This window comes from Streptosporangium sp. G12 (assembly GCF_052983175.1).
Map to the genome: position 1 here is coordinate 1 of NZ_JBRIQO010000007.1, position 22,626 is coordinate 22,626.

The window sequence follows — 22,626 nt, forward strand, 5'->3', positions numbered from 1 at the left end:
CTTCAAGATCCGCGTCTGCGAGGGCACCGACAAGTTCGACGACTGCGGCCGCTGGGGCGACGCCTTCTAACCCCCTCCCGCACACCGACCCGACACCGACCCGATCGGTCTCCCCCGCTCGAACCCGGCCGGCTCCCCAGGGGGCCGGCTTCGTGCTGTCCGGGGATTCGTGCCGCGCGAGGACGTCGGCCGCCGGCCCGGGGCGATCGGGGACTGCGCGGAGACGTCGGCCGCCGGCCGGAAACGATCGGGGACGAGGGCCCCGCGCACCGGTCCGCCCGGTGCGCGTCAGGGCACGGCCACCTGGTCGACGAGCGATCTGGCCTCCTCGGGCGTCAGGTCGCCGCCGTGTTCGAAGCAGGACGCGAAGTCGTCCCCACCCAGCGCGTCGCGTGCTCTCGCCGTGATCCTGTCGATGTCACCGCGCTCGGCGGGCGCCGGGGGCATCGCCGTCGCCAGGCGGGCCGAGGCCGCCGCTCCCAGTAACAGGGCGGCGTGGCCGTGCTCCCCGGCGAGGGACAGCGCCCCGGCCAGGCCCTCCATGGCGCGTATCACGTCACGGAAGGCGTCGAGCTCCCGGGCGACGGCGAAGCTCTCCAGGTGCATGGCCCGTGCCGTCGCGGCGTCGCCGCGCTCCTCGAAGACGAAACCGAGCTCGACCAGGATCATCGGCAGGTGCACGAGGTGGTCCGTCTCGCCGCCCTCCCGCTTCGGGGTCCACTCCAGGATGTTGCGCAGGTGCGTCTCCGCGAGGTCGAGCCCGCCCGCCCTCCTGGCGGCGTAGGCGAGCACCGTCTCGGCGAAGATCTGCCTGGCCTGGTGGCCCTGTTCCGCGGCCAGCCGCGCCGCCCGCTCGCCCGACTCCCGGGTCCCGGTCGGCCACCGCGCCGTCGAGCGCGGCGCGGAGATTGGCGGCCTCCGCGTCGAGGCGGCGCAGCCACCGCCGCTGGTCGTGCCCGTACAGGTGCCGCTCGGCCTCCTCGGCGAGCTCGGTGTAGTAGCGCCGGTGACGCCGCCGCAGCGGCTCGAACTCACCCGCCTCGTGGACGCGTTCGACGCAGTAGGCGGTCACGGACTCCAGAAGGCGGTAGCGGGGGCCGTCGGCGGTGTGGGTGACGGTGACCAGGGAGCGGTCGAGCAGGCGTGCCAGCAGGTCGAGCACGTCGGCGGACGGGAGGTCGTCCGCGCCGCAGACGGCCTCGGCGGCGGACAGGGTGCAGCCACCGGCGTGGACGGCGAGGCGGCGCAGGGCGAGGCGCTCGGGACCGGTCAGGAGATCCCAGCTCCAGTCGATCATCGCGTGCAGCGTCCGCTGGCGGGGCGGGGCACCGCGATGCCCGGTGGCCAGGAGACGGAAACGGTCGTCCAGGCGGTCGACGAGGCCGTGCACGCCCAGCGCGCGCACCCTGGTGGCGGCCAGCTCCAGGGCCAGCGGGATGCCGTCCAGGCGGCGGCAGAGCGTGGCGACCGCCGGGGCGGTGTCCGCGTCGAGGGTGAACCCGCGGGTCGTCGCGCGGGCGCGGGTGACGAACAGCCGTACCGAGCCGGTCCGTTCCAGCGCGTCGAGGTCGGCGTCGGCGTCCGGCGTCTCCAGGGGCGGGACGTTCCAGACCACCTCACCGGTCAGGGCGAGGGGCTCCTGGCTGGTGGCCAGGACGCGCAGGCCGGGAACGGCTCGCAAGAGGAGTTCCGCCAGTTCGGCGACGGGCTCGACGAGATGCTCGCAGTTGTCGAGCACCAGCAGCAGCCGCCGGGGACGGAGCGCGCCGACCAGCCGGTCCACGGGCTCCCCCGGACCGGCGCTGTCGTGGATGTCCAGCACCGTCGCGACCGCGTCGACCAGCGAGTCCGTCGTCGGAGCGCCCGCCCGGTCGAGCGCGGCCAGCTCGACCAGCCACACGCCGTCGGGGAAGGCGTCCGTCAGCCGCCACGCGGTCTCGACGGCGAGGCGGGTCTTGCCCACCCCGCCGGGACCGGTGAGGGTCACCAGGCGGTCGGCGCGCAGCAGGGCGTCGATCTCGGCGATCGCGTCGTCCCTGCCGACCATGCCGGTGAGGGGCGCGGGCAGGTTCGTGGCGGGCCTGGCGGGGGGAGAGGCCGGTACGGCGGGCGGGTCGAGTGCCGGATCCCGGGCGAGGATCGCCCGGTGCAGGGCGATCAGCTCGGCACCCGGGTCGAGGCCGAGCTCGTCGGCGAGATGGGCGCGGAGCTCCTCGTAGCCGTGGAGCGCCTCGGTCTGCCGTCCGGAACGGTAGAGGGCGAGCATGTGGGCGGCGCGCAGCCTCTCCCTGAGGGGGTGCCGGGCCGGCAGGTCGCCCAGCTCGGCCGCGAGCCGGGTGTGCTCGCCGAGGGCGAGGCGGGCCTCGGCGTGGTCCTCGTGGGCGGTGAGCCGCTGCTCGTGCAGGTGGGTGATCATCGCTTGGGCGAAGGGCTCGTCGGTGAAGTCGGCCAGCGCGGGACCGCGCCACAGGGCGACGCGTCGGCCAGCAGCGCCGCCCTGGCGCGCGGGTCGCCGGTCCGCCCCGCCTCGGCGGTCAGGGAGAGGAACCGCCGCGCGTCGACCGCGTCGGCGTCGACGCGCAGCACGTATCCCGGAGGGGGCGACACCACCAGCTTCCTGGCGCCGGGCTCGGCGTCCTCCAGGGTTCGGCGCAGCTGCGAGACCTTGGCCGACAGCGCCCCCGCCGGGTTGCCCGGCAGGTCCTCGCCCCACAGGTCGTCGACCAGCCGATCGGCGGGCACCGGGCGCCCCTCGTGGATGAGCAGGTCGGCGAGGAGGGCGCGAACCTTCAGCCCGGGGACGGCGACAGGCCTGCCGTCCGTCGTCCACACCGCCAGCGGTCCCAGCACCCCGAAACGCATGGACGCCACCATAACGCGGCACGGCGTCGCGAGGCCGGGCCGTACGCGTCTGCCGAGGCCTCCGTGCGAGAGGACCGGACCCATGCCGTACGGCCAGATTCGGGTGGTGACCGGAAGCCGAGCGTAAACATGCCGTAAACGCCCTTCGGCAGGGTGGGACACATCACGGAGGAGCGAAGGAGGCCGGGGATGTCGAAGACGCAGGACGGCGACCGGTTGCGGGTGGCGGTCATCGTCGGCAGCACCCGCAACGGCCGGTTCGGTCCCACGGTCGCGGCCTGGTTCGCGGGGCGGGCTCGCAGGCGGGTGGATCTGGAGATCGACCTGATCGATCTGGCCGACGCCGCCCTGCCGCAGACGCTCACGGACCAGGACGAGGCGCTGCCCGCGCCGGTGGTCGCGCTGGCGCCGCGCCTGGCGGGTGCCGACGCGTTCGTGGTGGTGACTCCCGAGTACAACCGGAGCTTCCCGGCTCCGCTCAAGAACGCCATCGACTGGTTCCACCGGGAGTGGCAGGCCAAGCCGGTCGCGGTCGTCTCCTACGGCAACGACTCCGGCGGCCTGCTCGCCGCCGCGCAGCTGCGCGAGGTGTTCGCGGAGCTGCACGCGGTGGCCATCCGCGACGGTGTCGCGCTGCCCCGCTACTGGGAGCGGTTCGCCCCCGACGGCAGCTGGCCCCGGGCGAACGCGGAGTGCGACGCCACCGTCAAGACCACCCTGGACCAGCTGACATGGTGGGCCCGCGCGCTGCGCGAGGCCAGGGCCGCACACCCCTATGAGGCCTGAGTACGGGAACGCGGCTCGGGATCGGCCATCATGTCCGGGTCCTGGGTGAGGCGGCCCACCGGGCACCCCGCGGGGCGTCCCGCTCCCGGCCCGGATAGGCGCTGATCCGCTCCAGCGGAGTCCCGGAGGCGGAGAACTCCGCCTCCGCACGGGCGCGCAGGTCGTCGGCGCTGCGGGCGATCGCGGCCGGCGTCGGGTCGGGTCGGCTCCCGCCGGGCACGGCCCCGGGCTTGGCGAAAGAGCGAGGGGTGACAAGCTCACCCAAGTGCGCCGCTACGGCAGGGCGGGCACAGCCGGCGCGGTGTTGGTCCAGCCGGCCTCGAGCATGGTCCGGGTGCGGGTCTCGTTGAGGGACAGCTTGCCACTGATCTTGGTCGTCTGGCTCTCGGACAGCAGAAGCATCGTGCCGGTGTCCACGATCAAGTAGGTCGTGTCCTTGATCGTCAGTCCGTCTTTCTGAACGGCCTTCGGGTGGTCGATCGACAGGGCCGCGCCGGCTCTGCCCATGCTGTCCTTGGACTCTCCCCGCGAACGGACAGCGGGCATCGTCAGCAAGGCCTGGTAGGCCGCGGCGCGGACGTTCTTGGGCGCCGGAAGCTGAGAGAGCATCCCCGGCAGCGCCCCGGTGACGTACTGGTCCACGTCGTTCTGCTTGACCCGTTGGACCCGCGCGGCCTCGGAGAGCCAGGACTTCAACACGTTCGGGTCCGCGGGCAGTCGCTGGACCTCGTCGTATGTCAGCCGCTGCCCGGCCAGAAAGAACTTGTCGTCGTTGCCACGTACGGGCCCGACGTGGCCCTTGTCCGGCTCGGTCGACAGCTTCACGACCTGGCCGTCGGCCGTGCGGGTCCACTTGGCCGGCGAGCCGTCGCGGCGCCACGCCTTCCGGTCCGCCGCGCTCTTCGGGTACGCCCCCGCCTTCCGGTATCCGAACCAGGCCTTGCCGTCGGGCGCGGTCCACGTCTCGCTGAGCCTCTGCTCCACCACCCAGTAGCGATTCGCGCCGCTGCCCATCTGGCGGGGACCGGTGTGCTGGGTCAGCACCCTCGTATGCCAGTAGGCGCCTTCCGGCGGAGCCGACTCGGTGGCCGCGAGCCGTGTCTCCGGTGCCTTCATGACGCTCGGCAGGCCCAGCAGGGCGACGGCGCCCACGGCGGCGGCCAGGCCGGTGCCGACGGCGATCAGCGGCCGGACCGGTGCGGTCGCGAGCTTCATGTGTTTCCTCCAAAGGTTCGAAGTGATGTCCCCCAATACGCCTGAGCGCCTCACAAGGTTGCCTGCGACCCCCGGGCAACTGTTGGAGGATGCGAGGCGTATTAGGAGGCGTGAAACGGGACAGACAGACGTGAGCGGCGCGGAGCACGACTTCGGCGCATTTGTAGCCGCAAGGGCCTCCACCCTGCTGCGGGTCGCCTACCTCGCCTGCGGGAACGAGGCGGAGGCAGAGGACCTGCTGCAGACGGCGCTGGAGCGTACCTACAGGAACTGGGACAGGGTGCGGCACGACAGCCCCGAGCCCTACGTGCGCCGCGTCATCATCAACACCGCCATCAGCCGGGCCCGCCGCCGGGCAATCCTGAGCATCATCCCGATGCGCATCCTGCCGGAGAGGGCGGCGCGTTCGACCAACGTCGATCTGCGCCACCTGCTCATGGACGCGCTGCGTGGCCTGCCTCCCCGGCAGCGCGCGGTGGTGGTCCTGCGGTACTGGGAGGACCTCAGCGAGGCGCAGACCGCGGAAGTGCTCGGCTGCACGGTCGGCACGGTGAAAAGTCAGACGTCGAAGGCGATGGCCAAGCTGCGTGCAGCGCTCGGCGAGGCATCCGTGGAAGGAGTGATCGACAATGCTCACGCTTGAGGAACGCCTCCGCCAGGTCATGGCGGACGAGACCGCGAGGCTGCACGCCGCGCCCGACTTGGCGGACCGGGTCATCCGGTCCACGAGGCGGACGAGGACGCGGGGCAGGGTCGCGGCCCTGGCCACGTCGGTGGCCGTCCTCGCGGCAGGCCCCCTCTACCTGACGGTGGCCCCGGGCGCCACGCAGACGCCCGCTGTGTCGGAGACGCCGGCCGTCTCCGAGACGCAGGGGCCGCCCGCCATCGACGACACCCCGCCCGTGCCGTCCGCCCCCCCCAGCCTCGGGGACCTGGGCGACGGGAAGACGCTCAAGCACCTCAAGGTGGGTTACCTGCCCGAGGGCCTGCAGTGGAGCCACTGGTCGGTGGACCACGGCGACAGCTACTCGACCTCGTGGAACTTCGACGGCGACAAGCACGGCTTCTACTGCGTGCAGATCTTCGTGTACGAGGGTGAGGCCGTCCAGGAGGTCGACGACCGTGTGCAGTGGCACCGCGACGAGGGGGAGGGCGAAGAGGTGACCGTCGGCGACCGGACCGGCTATTCGGTCATCGCAAACGTCGGCGAGGACGGCATGAAGGGCACCCCCACGCTCATCCTGAACATGGGGGAGCAGCGGCGGGCCGAGATCATGTTCAGCCCCACGTACGCGAAGGAATTCCCCAACGCCAAGGCCGTCGACCGCGAGCTGACCAAGATCGCCGAAGGTCTCACCGCCGACGACTAGAACCCTCTCTCTGCTCACTGTGTGACATGCCAATCACAATGGGTGGCAGCGCTGCGGGTATGCAGTGCTGTCACGCGAGCGGAAGGTCGGGTCGGCTGGACGCCGGGCCGGCCACCGGTAGCTCCGACAAGACAGTGCGACTACGGCGACTGTGAAGGCCCGTCGCCCGGCCCGTACACCAAAGGAATACAACGCTCAGTGATTCCTGAAGAGTTGCGGGGCGAGCATTCAAGCTCGGTACCCCCACCTCAAGTGACCACGGGTGATCAGAGTGGTGTTCCGTAAGGGGATCCCTCAACGGAACACCACTCAAGCCGGATAGACCCCCAGGTCGGCGTGTTCCGTATAGGTGTTCCGCGAACTGTTCCGGTGAAGGTCCCCTATTCGGAACACTTGAACGCGTGAACGGAGCCCGTGTCGGCTACGCCCGCTGCTCCACCGACGAACAAGGTGTGATCATCCAGACCGAGCCGCTCCTGGCCCCCGGCGTGCCGCAAGACCGGATCCACCTCGACCGCGGGTTCTCCGGCACCACCCGCCGCAACCGCGCCGGCCTGGACCAGGCTCCGGCCGCCGTGTGGGACGGCGGCGTCTTCACCGCTCCGCGCGGCGACGGCAGTGACGAGCTCGGCGTCGGTGCTGTCCACGGTGACATCGGGGGGCTCGCGCCGCCGGAAAGGGAACGGTCTCACGGTGTGTCTATCGCACGGCCCGCACGCGCCGGTTCACCTAGGTCAGCACTTTCGCGATTTGGCCCCTGGAGAAGCCCTCTCCCGAGCCCCCGCCGCTCCGCGATCCCGCGGGCCCGGCGTGCAGCACACCATATGGAACGCGGCCTCAGCCACGAACGCACCATGGACGGCCTCGCCGCCGCGGACGCCCAGGGACGCTACGGCGGCGGGCCTCCCGCCGTCGCCGACGACACCCTGGCCATCGCACGCGCCTGCCAGGCCCGTGGGCCCGGTTTCCCGCCCCGGCTCGTCCCCGTCCGCGGACGTTCATGGGCCGCGGACAAGCGATCTGGCGGTTCGGGCGGGTCGGAGTGGGTTCAGGCGTACCGGGCGTGAGACGGGTCTCGCAAGGGCGGGCAAAGGCATGTCCAAGCGATCCGTGTCGTGGCCCCCAACCGGTGCCGCAGCGTGTCTGCTGTCCAGCAGTAATGGCACTGCTTACCTGGAGGGTCGGAGATGAGGAAGTTGCTTCATGCCGGCGTGCTCGCGCTCGGCGTGCTCGCAGCCGGATGCGGCGGCGCCGACGACGGGAGCACGACCGAGCCGATGGTCGCGGACCAGGTCAAGGCGTCGCCCACCTCGCCAGAAACCCCCACCTCGTCCTCGCCGGCGACCAGGGCCAAGGTCGAGCTGGGAGAGACGAGTATCGGAAAGGTCCTGGTCGGAGAGGGAGGACGCACGCTCTACCTCTTCGAGAAGGACAAGGACGGGAAGTCGTCGTGTTCCGACGCCTGCGCGCGGGCGTGGCCGCCGTACGTCACGGACGGGAAGCCCGAAGCGGGCCAGGGCGTCAAGGAGGACCTGCTCGACACCACCGAGCGGGACGACGGCACGACGCAGGTGACCTACAACCGCCATCCCCTCTACTACTTCGCCAAGGACACCAAGGCCGGTGACGTCAAGGGGCACGACGTCGACGGCTTCGGCGACGAGTGGTACGCGGTCGACGCGGACGGGAAGAAGGCGCGCGACTGAGCCGGACCGAAGGAATGTGAACGAGCGCAACTCGGGGGGACGTGAACGAGCGCGTCCATGAGGCCGGATCCCCGGACCTCCGGGAACCCGGGAACCCGGGAGTCCGGGCCGGAGGCGGCGGGCACGGCGTGCCGGCCCGCGACGCGGGCGAGCCCGCCGGCGAGACCGTGAGGATCGCCCCGCCCGGGGCGCGAAACGTGAAGGGCCCGCCGTCGCCCCGGCGGGCCCTTCACGTTTCGCGCCCGCGCCTTCGTGGAGTTCTCCGCCCGCGCCTTCGCGAGTTCTTCGCCGGTCGAGGCCGGTCGAGGCGCGGTCACCCCGTCAGGTGGACTCCCGGACGACGAGCTCCGTGGGCAGGATCGTCGACGACACGGGACCGCCGTCGATCTGGCGGAGAAGCAGGCGCACCGCCGCCCGCGCCTGGTCCTCCCGGGGCGCGCGCACCGTGGTGAGCGCGGGCACGGCGTAGGAGGCGGCCTCGATGTCGTCGAATCCCGCGATCGCGACGTCGTCCGGCACCCGCCGCCCCGACTCGCTCAGCACCCGCAGGGCACCGATCGCCATCAGGTCGCCGGCCGCGAAGACCGCGTCGAGCGCCGGGTCGTCGCGCAGGAGCTGGCGCATCGCGTCCGCGCCCGAGGCGAGGGTGAGATCGCCGACGGCGATGATCGACCGGTGCCCGGTGTCGCGCAGGGCCTCGCGGTAGCCCCTGAGCCGGTCCTGCGCGGCGACCGCGTCCGGGGGCCCGGCGATCGCGGCGATCCGCCGCCGTCCCCTGGCGAGCAGGTGCGCGACCGCCGAGGCGGCGCCGCCCGCGTTGTCGACGTCGGCGTACGCGGCGTGCGTCGCCACCGCGGGCCTGCCCAGTGACACGACCGGGATGCCCGTACGGGCCAGCGCGGCGGGCAGCGGGTCGGTGCCCTGCGTCGATACGAGCACCACCCCGTCCACGTGCCCCGAGGCGGCGTACTGCTCCACCCGGAGCCGGCCGGCCGTCGAGTCGGCGAGCATGAGGGTGACGCGCTTGCCCGACTCCTCCAGCTCCCGGGTGGCCGAGCGGACGGTCGCCGAGAACAGCGGGTCGTCGGAGCGGACTCCGGAGGGGGAGCCCGAGACGACCAGCGCGATCGAGTCGGTGCGCCGGGTCACCAGGCTGCGGGCCGCCGAGTTGGGGACGTAGCCCAGCTCGTTGACGGCGTGCATGACGATCGCGCGGAACTCGTCGCTGACCGTGTCCTCACCGTTGATCACCCGGGAGACGGTCGACCTCGACACGCCCGCGCGGGCGGCGACCGCCTCCAGGGTGGGGCGCTTGGCGCGCTCGCGGCGCAGCCCGTTGTGCCGGATCACCTCGCGGTACCACAGCGCGCTGTCCTTGGGCAGCCGCCGCTGCGTCTCGAAGTCGACGTGCACGATCCCGAAGCGCTTGTGGTAGCCCTCGGCCCACTCGAAATTGTCCAGCAGCGACCACACCAGAAAGCCGCGCAGGTCGGCACCGGCCTCGATCGCGGCGTGCGCGGCCCTCAGGTGGCCCTCGAAGAAGGCGGTCCTGTCGGCGTCGTGCACGCGGTCGCCCGCCACCACGTCGTCGAACGCGGCGCCGTTCTCGGTGACGATCAGGCCGACCTCGGGGTAGTCGCGCGAGAGCCGCGTGAGCAGCTGGGAGAGCCCGGTCGGCACGATCGCCCAGCCCATCGCCGTCGTCGGGGCGTGGGTGCCGCTGAACCGGATGCCCTCGCTGCCGGGGTAGGCGGCATTGGCCGGCTCGCCCGGCTCGGACCGCACGACGCAGGGGGTGTAGTAGTTGATCCCGAGCAGGTCGATGGGCTGGTTGATCGTTTCGAGGTCGCCGTCGTGAATGTGGTCGGTCCCGCCCATGCGCTCCATGATGGCGAGCACCGGCTCGGGATGCTTCCCGCGCAGGACGGGGTCGAGGAACTGCCGGTTGATGAGGCAGTCGATCAGGTTCACCGCCTCGGCGTCCTCGGCGGACGGTACGAGGTCGGGGTCGCTCAGCTGGCCGGGCGTCATCACCGGCGTGAGGTTCAGGGTGAGGGCGATCTCGCGGGCGCCCGCGTCGCGCAGCACCCGGGCGCCCAGGCCGTGGGCCAGCAGGAGGTGGTGGGAGGCGCGGAAGGCCTCCGCCGCCGAGGCGCGGCCCGGCGCGTGGATGCCGATGCCGTACCCCAGCACCGCGGCCACCCACGGCTCGTTGACGGTCATCCACGTCCCGACGCGGTCGCCGAGCCGGTCGTACATGATTCGGGTGAAGTCGGCGAAGCGGTGGGCAGTGTCGCGGTTGGTCCACCCGCCCAGGTCCTCCAGCGCCTGGGGGAGGTCCCAGTGGTAGAGCGTCACGTAGGGCGTGATGTCGGCCGCCAGCAGCTCGTCCACCAGCCGGTCGTAGAAGTCGAGCCCGGCGGCGACGGCGGGCCCCGAGCCCGACGGCTGGATCCTGGGCCACGCCACCGAGAACCGGTAGGCCCCGAGGCCCAGCTCCGCCATCATGCGGACGTCGCCGGCGTAGCGGTGGTAGTGGTCGCAGGCCACGTCGCCGGTGTGGCCGTCGGCGGTCCTGCCCGGCGTGTGGGAGAAGGTGTCCCAGATCGACGGGCCACGCCCCCCGTCTCGCGCGGCGCCCTCGATCTGGTACGCGGCGGTGGCGGCCCCCCAGACGAAGCCCTCGGGAAAGGCCAGGGTCTCGCCCCGGGTCGAGATGGTCGTTGCGGTCATCCTTCGAAAACCCCCGTTGGTTCTCGCGACTGCCAGGACGCGCGAGGCGGTGGCGGGGTCGCCGTCGTCCCGGCCGGTGGAAGTGGCCTACCGACATCATGGGACGATCGCGGCCCGGCGTCGAGAGGATTTCCCGACCCGCGTGGGAACGCTCCCACCCTGCCCGCTTTCATGATCGACGAAACAGTAACCGATGCCACCGACAGCGGGCACGCCGTTCTCCGGGGCGAAGAGGACCTCCAGGAGGCCGTTCTCAGGCTCCGGGGAGTTTCAGCATGCGATCGAGCAACTGGCGGTGATGGGCCAGGAGGCGTCGCCGCGCCCGAGGGTCGGTGGAGACGGAGTGTTCCGCCTCGGCGATCGCCTCGCCGTGCAGGAACCCGTACACGCTCCAGATCAGCGTACGCAGAAACAGGCTCAGGTCCACCTGGTCGTCGATCAGCCCGGCCCTGGCGGCGGAGCGCATCGCGTCGCGGGTGAGGTTGATGAGAGGGATCGAGTAGATCTGCTCCAGGTCGGGAAGATCGGCGGCGTCGCCGAGCCAGCGGTGCATCCACAGCGCGGGGATCTGCGGATTGTCGAGGCAGAACTCCAGGTAGCGCTCGGAGAGTTCGTACATGACGGCGGCGAATTCCTCGGGGCCGGCGGCGGGGAGCGCGCTGAGCACGTCCTCCACGAGGGCCTGTTCCGCCCGGCCGGCGTGGTCGATGACGGCGAGGTAGAGATCGTGTTTGTCGCCGAACCGTTGCTGCACCCACGTCAGGTTCTGCCCGGCCGCCTCCGCTATCCCCTGCAGTGACGTGCCGTCGTGACCGAACGCCGCGAAGAGCCGCGCCGCGATGTCGATGACCGCTCGGCTCTGCGGGTCGTCGGCGGGAATCATGATTCGATTCAAGTCCTCCGCACGGGTGAAGACGCCCTGGCGTTGGTTTTGACCTGGTCAAACCTGTGTGCGCGATGCTCCGTCCCGCCCGCGCCGAGAGGCGTGGGGCTCGTGGGGCGGGAGACCGCGGGTCAGGACGGGAGGACGCTCAGCTCGCCCGACCCGGTCAGGGTGGTGATCCGCCGCGGGGCGGCCGGGTCGCGCCGCACCCCGACGCTCGCGTGCTCGGTGCCGGTCCGCACGTCGTAGCCCTCCTCGTACTCCTGGCCGTCCGGCACCCTGACCTTCACGTCCCCGGACGTTCTCACCACGGCGCTGACGTCGTCCGGCGGGGCCGCGAACCTCAGGTCGACGTCTCCCGTACCGGTCTCGACGTCGGTCCCGGCGGACCTGAGGCCGGTGCCGATCACGTTCCCCGTCTGCGCCCGCACCAGCAGCGCGCCCCCCGTGCCGTCCGCGACCACGTCGCCCATGGCGGTAGAGAGGCGCAGGTCGCCCTGGATCCCGCTCACCGAGACGTGTCCGAAGCGGCGGGACGCCGCCTCGACGTCGGTGTCCGCGGGCACGCCCAGGACGTAGTCGGCCTGGCAGGCGGGGCCGCCGGGACGGTCGCCGCCGGGGCAGCGGACGTCGAGCCGGAGCGTCCGCCCGTCCCACTCCTCGGTGACCACGGGCCGGTCCCGGGTCCACAGGAGCGTCCGTTCCAGGTCCAGCCGCTTCGCCGAGCCCGGCACGAACGAGATGTTGACGTGGCCGGTGGCCTCCACGACGATCTTCGGTGAGGTGAGCGCCCGGGACTGCAGCGCGGTCTCGGTGTGCGGGCGGACCATCGTGATCTCGGCCCACGCCGCCAGGGCGGTGAAGGCCACGGTGAGCGCGGTGAGCGTCCCACCGGCGGCCAGCCAGGCGGTGCGGGCGTTGTTTCGTGTCGGCATGCTCTCTCAAACCTTCAGGAATCGCAGGACGGCGAGCACCCGGCGGTGGTCCTTGTCGGCGCCGGAGAGGTCGAGCTTGGTGAAGATGTTGTTGATGTGCTTGCCGACCGCGCTCTCGGACACCACCAGGGCCTCGGCGATCCCGGTGTTGGAGCGGCCCTCCGCGATCAGCGCGAGCACCTCGTGCTCCCGGCGGGTCAGCCGGTCCAGCGGGTCGCTGTGCCGGCGCAGCAGCAGCTGGGCGACCACCTCGGGATCCAGGGCGGTGCCTCCGGCGGCGATCCGGCGCAGCGCGTCGAGGAACTCCTCGACGTCGGCCACCCGGTCCTTGAGCAGGTAGCCGATCCCGCTGGTGGCGGTGGACAGCAGCTGGGTGGCGTAGCGTTCCTCGACGTACTGGGAGAGCACGAGGATCGCGAGCGTCGGCCGCTGGCGGCGCAGGACGAGCGCCGCGCGCAGGCCCTCGTCGGTGTGCGAGGGGGGCATCCGGACGTCGGTGACGACGAGGTCGGGGACGTGCTCGTCCACGGCGCGCAGCAGCCCCTCCGCGTCGGACACGGCGGCCACGACCTCGATGCCCGCCGAGCCGAGCAGGCGGACGAGCCCCTCCCTCAGCAGGACGGAGTCCTCGGCGAGCACTACGCGCACGGCAGCTCCACTCTGATCGTCGTCGGCCCGCCGAGCGGGCTGTCGACGTACAGGATGCCGTCCACGGAGCCGACCCGGCGGGCCAGGCCGCGCAGGCCGGTCCCCCGGTCGGGATCGGCGCCGCCGCGGCCGTCGTCGCTGACGGCCACGTGGAGGCGGTCGTCGAGGCGGTGGACGGCGACCTCGGCGCCGAACGCCTCCGCGTGCTTGGTGATGTTGGTCAGCGCCTCGGACACGACGAAGAACGCCACCGCCTCGACCGTGGGGGAGACCCGCTCGAAGATGTCGACGTCCAGCCGTACGGGGAACGGCGCCCGCGCGGCCAGACCGGACAGCGCCGCGTCCAGGCCCTGGTCGTTGAGTACGGCCGGGTGCAGCCCCCGGACGAAGTCGCGCAGCTCCTTCAGGGCCTGCTTGGCCTCCTCGTGCGCCTGCACGATCACCTCGCGGGCGGGTTCCGGCAGGTCGGTGAGGGTGGCGCGGGCCATGCCCAGGTTCATCGCCAGCGACACCAGCCGCTGCTGGGTGCCGTCGTGCAGATCCCGCTCGATGCGGCGGCGCTCGGCGTCCGCGGCGTCGACCACCTCGGCGCGGCTCTCCCGCAACGTCTCGACCCGCTGGACCAGCTGGTCGCTCAGGCTGGGGCCGAGCAGGGCCTCGGCGGCGATCACGTCCAGTACGGCGAACCCGCGGGCGACCCAGGGGGCCGCGACGAACAGGGTCCCCGAGACGAGGACGAACGCCACGCTCGGCCAGCTCTCCTCCACCGCCCAGTACCGCACGGCGAGCGCGGCGGTGACCAGGCCGCCCGCCCACGCCCCGACGACCGAGACGGCACCGACCCCGCTGATCAGCGGGGTCAGCAGGTGGTACCCGAGCCGGCGCCAGGTGCTCCGCGTCCTGGCCTCCTGGAGCAGCCGCCTGAACGGGTTCATGCTCATGGGGCGGCGCGCGACCGGCGGGATGTCGATGTCGAGGAAGGCGGCGAACCGGGACCGCTGCGCCAGGGTGAGCAGCCGGACGACCCAGAAGAACAGCAGCAGCGCGATCACCGGGACCACCACGGTCCACATCAGCAGCAACGACGCCATCACCAGCGCCGCGATCACCGCCGTGCCCAGCAGGGCGATCGGCACGCCCGTCACCAGATGCGCGGTGCGGAGCCAGGCCCGCGCGGACCAGTGGGCGCTGATCCTCTCCCAGGGGGTGGTCATCTCGATGCCGGTCATGTGACCACCGTAAGGACCGCCACGGCCGGGGCACAGGGGCGAGGCATCCCGGAAAAAGGTGGGGTAAACCCCACCTTCACGGCCGGCCCGGAGTTCTCTTCACGGGGTACCCCCGGTGTCACAACCGTATGGTTCGCCCTCTTCGTAGGGTAAAGACATCATTTGCAGGCTTCACCTAACCTTGAGGAACGGGCTCCCGCGAGCATGTCGAACGGCATGGCGCGGGAGGGGCGACGGACCGGTCGCCTCCCGCTCGGGCCGTACCCCCGCACCCCCGCACCCCCGTGCCCCCGTGCCCCCGGCCTCCCCGTATCCCCATATCCCCGCCCTCTCCGCACTCCCAGGTCTACCCATGTTCCCCGTGCTCCCCGTACTCCCCGGCCTCTCCGGCGCCGCCGATCCTTCCCGGCTCCTCGTCGACGACCCGATGTCCGAGCCCCTGACCTACCCGGGCCGCCTCCCCTCGGGAGCCGGACTGCTGGCCGACGACCGTTTCCTGCCGATGTCCGAGGATGCCGGCGCCCTCGGCGACCGGCGGGTCCGGTCCGGCAGCCGGGTCGTGCGGCTCGCCGACCACCTGGCGAGCCTCGGCGCGGGGCCGATGGAGGCCCGCCACCCGGTGGTCGCGGTGGGGTCCAACGCCGCGCCGGGCCAGCTGCACCGCAAGTTCACCGCCGCCGGGATCCGGCCCGTCGTCCCGCTGACCCCGGCCACCGCGCACGGCGTCGCCCCGGGGGTGTCGGCGCACGTCAGCCGGAACGCCTACCTGCCCGCCGCGCCCGTCAGGGTGGCGGGGGCGTCACTCCTGTTCGTCGTGTGGGTGGACGACGCCCAGCTCGCCGCGCTGGACGCGACCGAGCCGAACTACCTCCGGCTCCCGCTGCCCCCGAACTCCTTTCCGGTGCGCCTCTCCTCGGGGGAGACCCTCCCGTCGTGCCACATCTACGCGGGCAGGCACGGATGCCTGGTGGACGAGGAGGGCGAGCCGCTGCGGCTCGCGCCCCAGCCGGAGCTGATCGGGCACCTGCTGGCGCGCTCCGCGAAGCTGCGGCGCCTGTTCGGGTGGACACCCGAGGAGTTCGTGACCAGGGCGCGGCGGGACGACGGGACGCGGGAGGCGGCCCACGCGCTGTTCCGGAGCGACGGGCTCGCCGACCCCGGAGCCGGGCTCGCCGGAGAGCTGTCACGCGTCCCAGACCGCGAACGGCACCGGCACTCCTGGCCGGAGGCCGCACCGACCGCTTCGGCTTTCAGGTAACCCCAATGGGGTTAGTCGTGGGTTATAAATAGAGGGAGACCTGAAAGCGGCCAACGAAGGGATCGTCTCCTTGAAGCGCGTGCTGCTGCTGGCGACCGGTGACGCCATCGCCCACTCCTACGCCCCGGGCCGCCCGGGAGTCGCGTCGGGGGCCGAACTGCTGAGGGCGCTCCCGCCCGGCACGATCGCGGCGGACGCGGTGGACGTGGTGGCCGAGGACGTGATGGCGGAGCCCAGCTGGGACATGTCGCCCTCGACCATGCTGGAACTGGCCCGCAGGGCGCGCTCGGCCATCCTGGATCGCGGATTCGACGGCGTCGTGATCACTCACGGCACCGACACGATCGAGGAGACGGCGTACCTCGTGGACCTCCTCGCGGGCCGGGCGGCGGAGCGCGGCACCATCGTGCTGACCGGCGCCGTCCGCTCCCTGGACGAGCTGTCCTCGGACGGCCCGCGCAACCTCGCCTCCTCGCTCGTGGTGGCCGCCGACGGCGCGCTGCGCGGTGCCGGGGCCGTCGTGTGCGTCAACGACGAGGTCCACGCGGCCCGCTGGGTCGCCAAGGTCGACGCCACGAGCGTCGCGGCGTTCTCGTCGGCCCCCTTCGCCGTGCTGGGCCGGGTGACCGGCGGCCGGGTCGAGACGCTGTCCGCCCCACCGCCCCGGCCGCCCGCGTTCGGAGGGGACCCGGCGTCGGACGTCGCCCTGATCAAGACCTATCCGGGGATCGAACCCGTGCTGCTCACCGCCGTCGTGGACGCCGGGGCCCAGGGCGTCGTGCTGGAGGCGACCGGCATGGGCAACGTGCCGGTCGGGCTCTTCGTGGCGATCGCCGAGCTGACGGAGTGGGGGATCCCGGTGGTCGTCGCGTCGAGGTGCCGTACCGGCGCGGTCCCGCTCGGCGAGATGCGCTTCGGCGCGGGGCTCGCCGCGAGTGTCGGTGCGATCGGAGCCCGGGGCCTGGCGCCCTCGAAGGCGCGGTGCGCGCTGATGGTCGCCCTCGGGACCGGCGGGATCGACGCCGTACGCGACTGGTTCGACAGGCTCTGACGCCGGTTCGGCAGGTCTGACGCGCCGTGAGGCGATGTGCGGATAGGTAAAAACCGCGAGAAGGGGAGTATCGCCGAGCTGTGCGGGCACGTCGGTGGAGTCCGTGATCCGGCGAAGGGCTGGGGAGGCCTTCGCCGGATCACCCCCTCCCCGCCCGGCGCCCGTCACGGGGTGCCGGGCCGCGGAGCGGCCGGACGGGCCGGAACGATCAGACGGGGATCGAGACCCCGAGGCCGCCGCGGGTCTCGGCGCCGTACCGCTCCTTCTCCCTGGCGATGTCGAGGGGCTTGATGCCGGAGCGCCCGTTCAGCACCTCCTCGGTGAGCAGGTCGGCGGGGACCAGCCAGGAGACCTCGAACTCCAGCCCGTCGGGGTCCTTGGCGTACAGGGCCTTGGTGGTGGAGTGGTCGGAGGCGCCGACGAGGGCGTCGAGCTCGCCGAGCTTGAGGGCGATCCGCTCCAGCTCCTGGAGGGTGTCGACCTCCCAGGCCAGGTGGTAGAGGCCGACGGCCGAGCGCCCGGCCTCCGAGGGACCCGCCTGCGCGCCGACCTCGAAGAGGCCCAGGTCGTGGTCGTTGCTGGACCCCGAGGCCTGGAGGAACGCGGCGCCCGGCATGCCCATGACCACCCTGAAGCCGAGTGCCTCCCGGTAGAAGGCGACGCTGCGCTCCACGTCGCGGACGAAGAGAACGGCGTGGTTGAGCCGCTGAACCGGCATGGTTCCTCCTAAAACTTGAACTCTCAAGTACATTACCCCCACTTTCTTGAGAGTTCAAGTAAGCTGGGCCCGTGACGCGATGGCTGGACGATGACGAGCAGCGCACCTGGCGTGCGTTCCTGGCCGCCTCGCAGCTCGTCCAGGAGGAGCTGGACCGGCAGCTGCAGCGCGACTCCGGCATGCCGCACGCCTACTACGCCGTGCTGGTGAAGCTCTCCGAGGCGCCCGGGCGCATGATGCGGATGAGCGAGCTGGCGGCGGAGGTCAACTCCTCGCAGAGCCGCCTGTCGCACGCGGTGAAGCGGCTGGAGGAGCGCGGCTGGGTGCGGCGCGAGCCGTGCGCCGCGGACAAGCGCGTGAGCTGGGCGATCCTCACCGACCAGGGCCTCGCGGTCCTCACCGCCGCCGCCCCCGGCCACGTCGAGGCGGTACGGCAGACCCTGTTCGACCGTCTCGACCCCGAGCAGCTCGTCCAGCTGGCCGAGATCTGCGCCGCCATCCTCGCCAGGCCCGGCCCCGGCCTTCCCTCCTGAGCCTGAGCGGGCCTTCCCGTCCGTGCCTGAGCGGCCTCGCCGCGGACGCGCCGGCGCCGCCCTTCCCTGGTGGCCACGGGCGACCGCAGGCACCCACGGGTGACCACGAAGGACACAGGGGTGTCCACGGGTCAGGTGGCCACGGACGGCTACTAGAGGTGGCTCCAGGGGTCGGCGATGACCCGGTGGATGACCTGCCCGGCGGCGCCCAGGGTCGCGGCGTCGCCGCCGAGCCGCGAGACGGTCAGTTCGGGGACGGCCCGGCGCATCACGCCCAGCCGGGAGGTCATCGTCTCGTGCGCCGGACCCCGGATCCACGGGAACAGCGGGGCGAAGACCCCGCCCAGCACGATGGTCCCCGGGTCCATCAGGTGCACCGCGGAGGTGAGGGCGACGCCGAGTGCCTGACCGGCGCGCTCGCAGGCCTCCAGGGAGTCCCGCTCGCCCGCGTGGAGGCGTGCCAGCAGCGTGGCCACGCCGTCGGGAACGCCGGCGAGCCCGGCGGCCCTCAGGAGCGCGTCCTGCCCGGCGTACTGCTCCAGGCAGCCCCGGCCGCCGCAGCGGCAGGCCGGGCCGTCGGGGGAGACGACCACGTGTCCCAGCTCCCCGGCGAGGCCGCGGGCGCCGCGGAACAGGGCGCCCCCGACCACCAGGCCCGCGCCGATGCCGATCTCCCCCGACACGTGCAGGAAGTCGCCGGGCACCGAGCCGAACCAGAGCTCGCCCAGGGCCGCGAGGTTGGCCTCGTTGTCCACCTCGACGGGGAAGTCCAGCAGGTCGGAGACGCGGACGTCGTGCCAGCCGAGGTTGGGGGCCGTGTGGACCAGCCCGCCGTCCACGGGGCCGGGCACCGCGAGGGTCGATCCGGCGATGGAGAGGCCTTCCCCGCGCGCTTCGTCCACAGCCCTGTGGGCGAGTTCTTCCAGGTGGGACAGGGTTTCCACAGGCGAGGACGTACGGTTGTCCACAGCCTGTGCATATCTGAGCCGCACCGCCAGGGTGAGGTCGACCACGCAGGCGGACAGGTAGTCGACGTTGATCTCCAGGCCGAGCGCGGCGACCCGCCGCCCGCTGAGCGCGACGGCCGTGCCGGGCCGTCCCCGCTCGCCGTCCCTGAGCGCGCCCGACTCGGTGACCATGCCCGCCTCGATCAGGTCGCCGACCATCTTCGACACCGTCGTCTTGGTCAGTCCGGTGATCTCGGCCAGCGCCGCCCGGGTGATCGGGCCGCTCCTGCGGACCTCGCCGAGGACCACACCGAGGTTGCGGGCGCGCATCGAATTGTGGCGTACGGCCTGTGTCATGGAGCACCCACCTCTTGACGATCCCACCACCTCGATCCATATTAAGTCCATAAAGTGGATTAAATCGGAGGAACGCAAATGAGCGCCTACACCCCCAAGCCCGAAGACCGCTTCACTTTCGGGTTGTGGACCGTCGGCTGGCAGGCCCGCGACCCCTTCGGGGACGCCTCGCGGGCCCCGCTGGACCCGGTGGAGAGCGTCCACCGGCTCGCCGAGCTCGGCGCGTACGGCGTCACCTTCCACGACGACGACCTGCTCGCCGTCGAGTCCGACCGTGACAGGGCCATCGCCAACTTCAAGAAGGCGCTGGCCGAGACCGGGCTCAAGGTCCCGATGGCCACCACGAACCTGTTCACCCACCCCGTCTTCAAGGACGGCGGGTTCACCAGCAACGACCGCGACGTCCGCCGCTACGCGCTGCGCAAGGTCATCCGCAACGTCGACCTGGCCGCCGAGCTCGGCGCGACCACCTACGTCTGCTGGGGCGGGCGCGAGGGAGCGGAGTCCGGGGCCGCCAAGGACATCAGGGCCGCGCTCAGCCGCTACAAGGAGGGCATGGACCTGCTCACCTCGTACGTGATCGAGCAGGGCTACGACATCAGGTTCGCCATCGAGCCCAAGCCGAACGAGCCCCGGGGCGACATCCTTCTCCCGACCATCGGTCACGCGCTCGCGTTCATCAACGAGTTGGAGCACTCCGAGCGCGTCGGCCTCAACCCCGAGGTGGGCCACGAGGAGATGGCCGGGCTCAACTTCGCGCACGGCATCGCGCAGGCGCTCTGGCACGGCAAGCTCTTCCACATCGACCTGAACGGCCAGCACGGCCCCCGCTACGACCAGGACCTGATCTTCGGTCACGGCGACGTGAAGAACGCCTTCTTCCTGGTCGACCTGCTGGAGAACGGCGGCTACGACGGCCCCAGGCACTTCGACTACAAGCCGCTGCGCACCGAGGACTCCGAGGACGTCTGGGTCTCCGCCGCGGCCAACATGCGCACGTACCTGATCCTGAAGGAGAAGGTCGCGGCGTTCCGCGCCGACCCCGAGGTCGCCGAGGCGCTCGCCGCGAGCAGGGTCGCCGAGCTCTCCGAGCCCACGCTCGCCCCCGGCGAGACGATCGCCGACCTGAACCGCGACGAGTTCGACCTCGACGCGGTGGCGGCGCGCGGCTTCCACTTCACGCGCCTCAACCAGCTCGCCATGGACTACCTCCTCGGAGTCCGCGGATGACGCTGGTGGCCGGGGTCGACTCGTCGACCCAGAGCTGCAAGGTGGTGATCAGGGACGCCCGTACGGGCGCCCTGGTCCGCCAGGGGCGCGCGACCCACCCCGAGGGCACCGAGGTCGACCCCGGAGCCTGGTGGGAGGCGCTCCAGGAGGCGATCGCGCGGGCGGGCGGGCTGGACGGCGTCGAGGCGATGAGCGTCGGCGCGCAGCAGCACGGCATGGTCTGCCTGGACGAGTCCGGCGAGGTCGTCAGGAAGGCGCTGCTGTGGAACGACACCCGTTCCGCCGGAGCCGCCGCCGACCTGGTGAAGGAGCTGGGCGGTCCCGAGGTCTGGGCCGAGGCGGTCGGCAGCGTGCCGGTCGCGTCGTTCACGGTGACCAAGCTCCGCTGGCTGGCCGAGCACGAGCCCGACTCCGCCCGTCGCACGGCGAGGGTGTGCCTGCCGCACGACTGGCTCACCTGGCGGCTGGGCGGGGAGTTCGTCACCGACAGGGGCGACGCGTCGGGTACCGGGTACTGGTCGCCCGCGACCGGGGCCTACCGGACCGACCTCCTCCGGACGGCCTTCGGCGCCGTACCCGGGCTCCCCGAGGTGCTGGGACCCCGAGACTCCGCGGGCGAGGTGCGGCCCGCAGCCGGCGTCTCCGGCGCGGGCGCGGTGCGGCTCGCGCCGGGTACGGGCGACAACATGGCGGCGGCCCTCGGGGTCGGCGCCCTGCCCGGAGACGTGGTGGTGTCGATCGGGACGTCGGGGACGGCCTTCGCGGTCGCCGCCGTCCCGAGCGCGGACCCGACCGGTTCCGTGGCCGGGTTCGCGGACGCCACGGGGCGGTTCCTCCCGCTGGTGGCCACGCTCAACGCGGCCAGGGTGCTCGACGCCGCCGCGCGGATGCTCGGGGTCGGCCTCGACGAACTCGGCAGGCTGGCCCTGGAGGCGCCCTCGGGGGCCGGAGGGCTCGTCCACGTCCCGTACCTGGAGGGCGAGCGCACCCCGAACCTGCCCACCGCCACCGGCTCGCTGCACGGGCTGACACTCGGCACCTCCACCCCGGCGCACCTCGCCAGGGCGGCGGTGGAGGGCATGCTCTGCCATCTCGCCGACGCCTTCGACGCGCTCGGGCTCGACCCGGCCAGGGTGCTGCTCATCGGAGGAGGCGCCAGGTCGGAGGCCGTACGGCGGATCGCCCCCGCGGTCTTCGGGCGGCCGGTGGTCGTTCCCGAGCCCGGCGAGTACGTCGCCGACGGGGCGGCGAGGCAGGCCGCCTGGCTGCTCGGCGGCGACGCCGAGCCGCCGGCCTGGGAGGCGGGCAAGGTCGAGCACTACGAGGCCGATCCCGCACCGGAGGTCAGGGCCCGCTACGCCGAGGTCCGCGGCCTCCGCTGAGCCGCGGGCGCCCCGGCGCGTGCTCCCGCCGGGGCGCGCGCCGGGGTGGGTCGTCTCAGGGGCGGCTCAGGGTTGGATCAGGGGTGCCGCCGGATGTCTGAAACGTCCTCTGGCGGACAGTCTTAGCGCATGCTCGCGTCGAAGAGGCTCTACCCCCTGATCGCCTGTGCCGGGCTCGTCGTGGCCGTCGCGGCCGCGGCCGCCGGACAGGCCGACCCGGTTCCCTACGCGAACCCGCTCGATCTGACGATCAGTGAGTACGCCGCGCTGGATCGCGCCGGAGCCACCGGGCTCGCGATGGCGGCGCTGGGGATCGCGGCCTTCGCGGTGGTCGCCGGGCTGCGGGCCGTGGGGGCGCCGGTGGGTGTCCTGGCCGAGCGGCTGATGCTGGCCTGGGGCGTGGGGCTCATCGTGCTCGCGGTGGTGCCCGCGGCTCTTCCCGGTACGGGGACGGACCTGATCTCCCAGACGTACCGCTACGTGTCGATCGCCGTGCTGGCCGCGGTGCCCGCGGCGGGCGGCCTGACGGTGGCGCGGTTCGGCGAGGACGAGCGGTGGCGGCCGGTGGCCAGGCCGCTGGAGTGGCTCACGCTGGCCGGGGGTTTCGGGCTGCTGGCGCTCACCTACGTGACGCTTCCCGGGGGCGGGGTGCTCGCCGGTCTCGTCGAGTGGACCCTGCTCGGCACCGAGATCGCGCTGGTCGGAGTGCTGGCCGTCCGGCTCGCGAGACTGACATGGGCGCGGGGAACCGCTCCCGCCTCACGCGCCGCTCTCGGCTGACGG

The 22,626-nt window shown here is 72.4% G+C and carries 23 protein-coding genes and 1 pseudogene; 12 read left to right on the forward strand and 12 right to left on the reverse strand.

The genetic code is table 11. The features are described 5' to 3' along the window. Positions 1–288 precede the first annotated feature (288 nt). The 3 genes from ACVCAG_RS12345 to ACVCAG_RS12355 are packed head-to-tail and all read right to left on the reverse strand — an operon-like array spanning position 289 to position 2,862. Positions 289–606, reverse strand: coding sequence for a hypothetical protein (locus tag ACVCAG_RS12345; protein ID WP_440083735.1), 318 nt, complete (start codon positions 604–606; stop codon positions 289–291). After that, complete coding sequence (locus ACVCAG_RS12350) at positions 557–2,470, reverse strand: ATP-binding protein (RefSeq protein WP_447189908.1); 1,914 nt, start codon at positions 2,468–2,470, stop codon at positions 557–559. Before ACVCAG_RS12350 ends, ACVCAG_RS12345 begins: the two co-directional genes overlap by 50 nt. Further along, on the reverse strand, positions 2,413–2,862 hold the full coding sequence (locus ACVCAG_RS12355) for an AfsR/SARP family transcriptional regulator (protein WP_447189836.1): 450 nt from the start codon (positions 2,860–2,862) through the stop codon (positions 2,413–2,415). The genes ACVCAG_RS12350 and ACVCAG_RS12355 overlap by 58 nt, the downstream gene beginning before the upstream one ends. Positions 2,863–3,051: 189 nt before the next feature. On the opposite strand from ACVCAG_RS12355, the gene ACVCAG_RS12360 reads away from it, so the two are divergent. Then, positions 3,052–3,648, forward strand: a complete 597-nt coding sequence (locus ACVCAG_RS12360; protein ID WP_440083737.1) for an NAD(P)H-dependent oxidoreductase — start codon at positions 3,052–3,054, stop codon at positions 3,646–3,648. A gap of 28 nt (positions 3,649–3,676) precedes the next feature. On the opposite strand, the gene ACVCAG_RS12365 is transcribed toward ACVCAG_RS12360, so the two are convergent. Further along, positions 3,677–3,913 (reverse strand): hypothetical protein, encoded by a 237-nt coding sequence (locus tag ACVCAG_RS12365; RefSeq protein WP_447189837.1) that lies wholly within the window; start codon positions 3,911–3,913, stop codon positions 3,677–3,679. An 8-nt stretch (positions 3,914–3,921) separates the two neighbouring features. Then, positions 3,922–4,863, reverse strand: a complete 942-nt coding sequence (locus ACVCAG_RS12370; RefSeq protein ID WP_440083739.1) for a hypothetical protein — start codon at positions 4,861–4,863, stop codon at positions 3,922–3,924. A gap of 130 nt (positions 4,864–4,993) precedes the next feature. Here ACVCAG_RS12370 and ACVCAG_RS12375 point away from each other — a divergent pair, with 130 nt between their 5' ends. The 5 genes and pseudogenes from ACVCAG_RS12375 to ACVCAG_RS12395 all read left to right on the forward strand — a co-directional run bounded on the left by ACVCAG_RS12375 (position 4,994) and on the right by ACVCAG_RS12395 (position 7,939). Beyond that, positions 4,994–5,506: a SigE family RNA polymerase sigma factor gene (locus ACVCAG_RS12375; RefSeq protein WP_440083740.1), complete on the forward strand. Its 513-nt coding sequence runs from the start codon at positions 4,994–4,996 to the stop codon at positions 5,504–5,506. Further along, positions 5,493–6,233, forward strand: coding sequence for a hypothetical protein (locus ACVCAG_RS12380; protein ID WP_440083741.1), 741 nt, complete (start codon positions 5,493–5,495; stop codon positions 6,231–6,233). Before ACVCAG_RS12375 ends, ACVCAG_RS12380 begins: the two co-directional genes overlap by 14 nt. A gap of 452 nt (positions 6,234–6,685) precedes the next feature. Beyond that, a pseudogene (locus ACVCAG_RS12385) lies at positions 6,686–6,751 on the forward strand (hypothetical protein); the annotation flags it as partial. Between the two features lie 306 nt (positions 6,752–7,057). Further along, entirely contained in the window at positions 7,058–7,300 is a 243-nt protein-coding gene (locus tag ACVCAG_RS12390) for a hypothetical protein (RefSeq protein WP_447189911.1), read from the forward strand. Between the two features lie 120 nt (positions 7,301–7,420). Then, positions 7,421–7,939: a COG4315 family predicted lipoprotein gene (locus ACVCAG_RS12395; RefSeq protein WP_440083742.1), complete on the forward strand. Its 519-nt coding sequence runs from the start codon at positions 7,421–7,423 to the stop codon at positions 7,937–7,939. A 321-nt stretch (positions 7,940–8,260) separates the two neighbouring features. Here ACVCAG_RS12395 and ACVCAG_RS12400 read toward each other — a convergent pair whose 3' ends face one another. From ACVCAG_RS12400 to ACVCAG_RS12420, 5 genes are all read right to left on the reverse strand, one after another. Further along, the gene (locus tag ACVCAG_RS12400; RefSeq protein WP_440083743.1) at positions 8,261–10,672 is read right to left on the reverse strand and encodes a GH1 family beta-glucosidase; all 2,412 of its coding nucleotides are present in this window, start codon (positions 10,670–10,672) and stop codon (positions 8,261–8,263) included. A 253-nt stretch (positions 10,673–10,925) separates the two neighbouring features. After that, a complete protein-coding gene (locus ACVCAG_RS12405) occupies positions 10,926–11,555 on the reverse strand; it encodes a TetR family transcriptional regulator (RefSeq protein WP_440083744.1) in 630 nt (209 codons plus the stop codon). A 131-nt stretch (positions 11,556–11,686) separates the two neighbouring features. Further along, positions 11,687–12,490, reverse strand: a complete 804-nt coding sequence (locus ACVCAG_RS12410) for a hypothetical protein (RefSeq protein ID WP_440083745.1) — start codon at positions 12,488–12,490, stop codon at positions 11,687–11,689. Positions 12,491–12,496: 6 nt separating this feature from the next. Next, entirely contained in the window at positions 12,497–13,138 is a 642-nt protein-coding gene (locus ACVCAG_RS12415) for a response regulator transcription factor (protein WP_362689643.1), read from the reverse strand. After that, positions 13,129–14,367, reverse strand: a complete 1,239-nt coding sequence (locus tag ACVCAG_RS12420; protein WP_447189838.1) for a sensor histidine kinase — start codon at positions 14,365–14,367, stop codon at positions 13,129–13,131. The genes ACVCAG_RS12415 and ACVCAG_RS12420 overlap by 10 nt, the downstream gene beginning before the upstream one ends. Positions 14,368–14,719: 352 nt before the next feature. On the opposite strand from ACVCAG_RS12420, the gene ACVCAG_RS12425 reads away from it, so the two are divergent. Together ACVCAG_RS12425 and ACVCAG_RS12430 are read left to right on the forward strand one after the other, a co-directional pair. After that, on the forward strand, positions 14,720–15,625 hold the full coding sequence (locus ACVCAG_RS12425; RefSeq protein WP_440083747.1) for a hypothetical protein: 906 nt from the start codon (positions 14,720–14,722) through the stop codon (positions 15,623–15,625). Positions 15,626–15,704: 79 nt separating this feature from the next. Beyond that, positions 15,705–16,676: an asparaginase domain-containing protein gene (locus tag ACVCAG_RS12430; RefSeq protein WP_440083980.1), complete on the forward strand. Its 972-nt coding sequence runs from the start codon at positions 15,705–15,707 to the stop codon at positions 16,674–16,676. Positions 16,677–16,884: 208 nt separating this feature from the next. On the opposite strand, the gene ACVCAG_RS12435 is transcribed toward ACVCAG_RS12430, so the two are convergent. Beyond that, a complete protein-coding gene (locus tag ACVCAG_RS12435) occupies positions 16,885–17,394 on the reverse strand; it encodes a VOC family protein (RefSeq protein ID WP_440083748.1) in 510 nt (169 codons plus the stop codon). Positions 17,395–17,465: 71 nt separating this feature from the next. Here ACVCAG_RS12435 and ACVCAG_RS12440 point away from each other — a divergent pair, with 71 nt between their 5' ends. After that, the gene (locus tag ACVCAG_RS12440) at positions 17,466–17,927 is read left to right on the forward strand and encodes a MarR family transcriptional regulator (RefSeq protein ID WP_440083749.1); all 462 of its coding nucleotides are present in this window, start codon (positions 17,466–17,468) and stop codon (positions 17,925–17,927) included. 152 nt (positions 17,928–18,079) lie between these two features. Here the strand turns inward: ACVCAG_RS12440 and ACVCAG_RS12445 are convergent, their stop codons facing one another. Then, positions 18,080–19,231 carry an ROK family protein gene (locus tag ACVCAG_RS12445; protein WP_440083750.1) on the reverse strand — a complete coding sequence of 384 codons (1,152 nt, stop codon included), beginning with the start codon at positions 19,229–19,231 and terminating at the stop codon, positions 18,080–18,082. A gap of 78 nt (positions 19,232–19,309) precedes the next feature. Here ACVCAG_RS12445 and xylA point away from each other — a divergent pair, with 78 nt between their 5' ends. The 3 genes from xylA (at position 19,310) to ACVCAG_RS12460 (ending at position 22,623) form a co-directional block, all read left to right on the forward strand. Then, complete coding sequence (gene xylA, locus ACVCAG_RS12450; RefSeq protein WP_362689672.1) at positions 19,310–20,461, forward strand: xylose isomerase; 1,152 nt, start codon at positions 19,310–19,312, stop codon at positions 20,459–20,461. Next, the gene (gene xylB, locus ACVCAG_RS12455; RefSeq protein WP_440083751.1) at positions 20,458–21,843 is read left to right on the forward strand and encodes a xylulokinase; all 1,386 of its coding nucleotides are present in this window, start codon (positions 20,458–20,460) and stop codon (positions 21,841–21,843) included. Before xylA ends, xylB begins: the two co-directional genes overlap by 4 nt. Positions 21,844–21,972: 129 nt before the next feature. Then, positions 21,973–22,623: a DUF998 domain-containing protein gene (locus ACVCAG_RS12460; protein WP_447189839.1), complete on the forward strand. Its 651-nt coding sequence runs from the start codon at positions 21,973–21,975 to the stop codon at positions 22,621–22,623. The last annotated feature ends 3 nt before the right edge of the window (positions 22,624–22,626 follow it).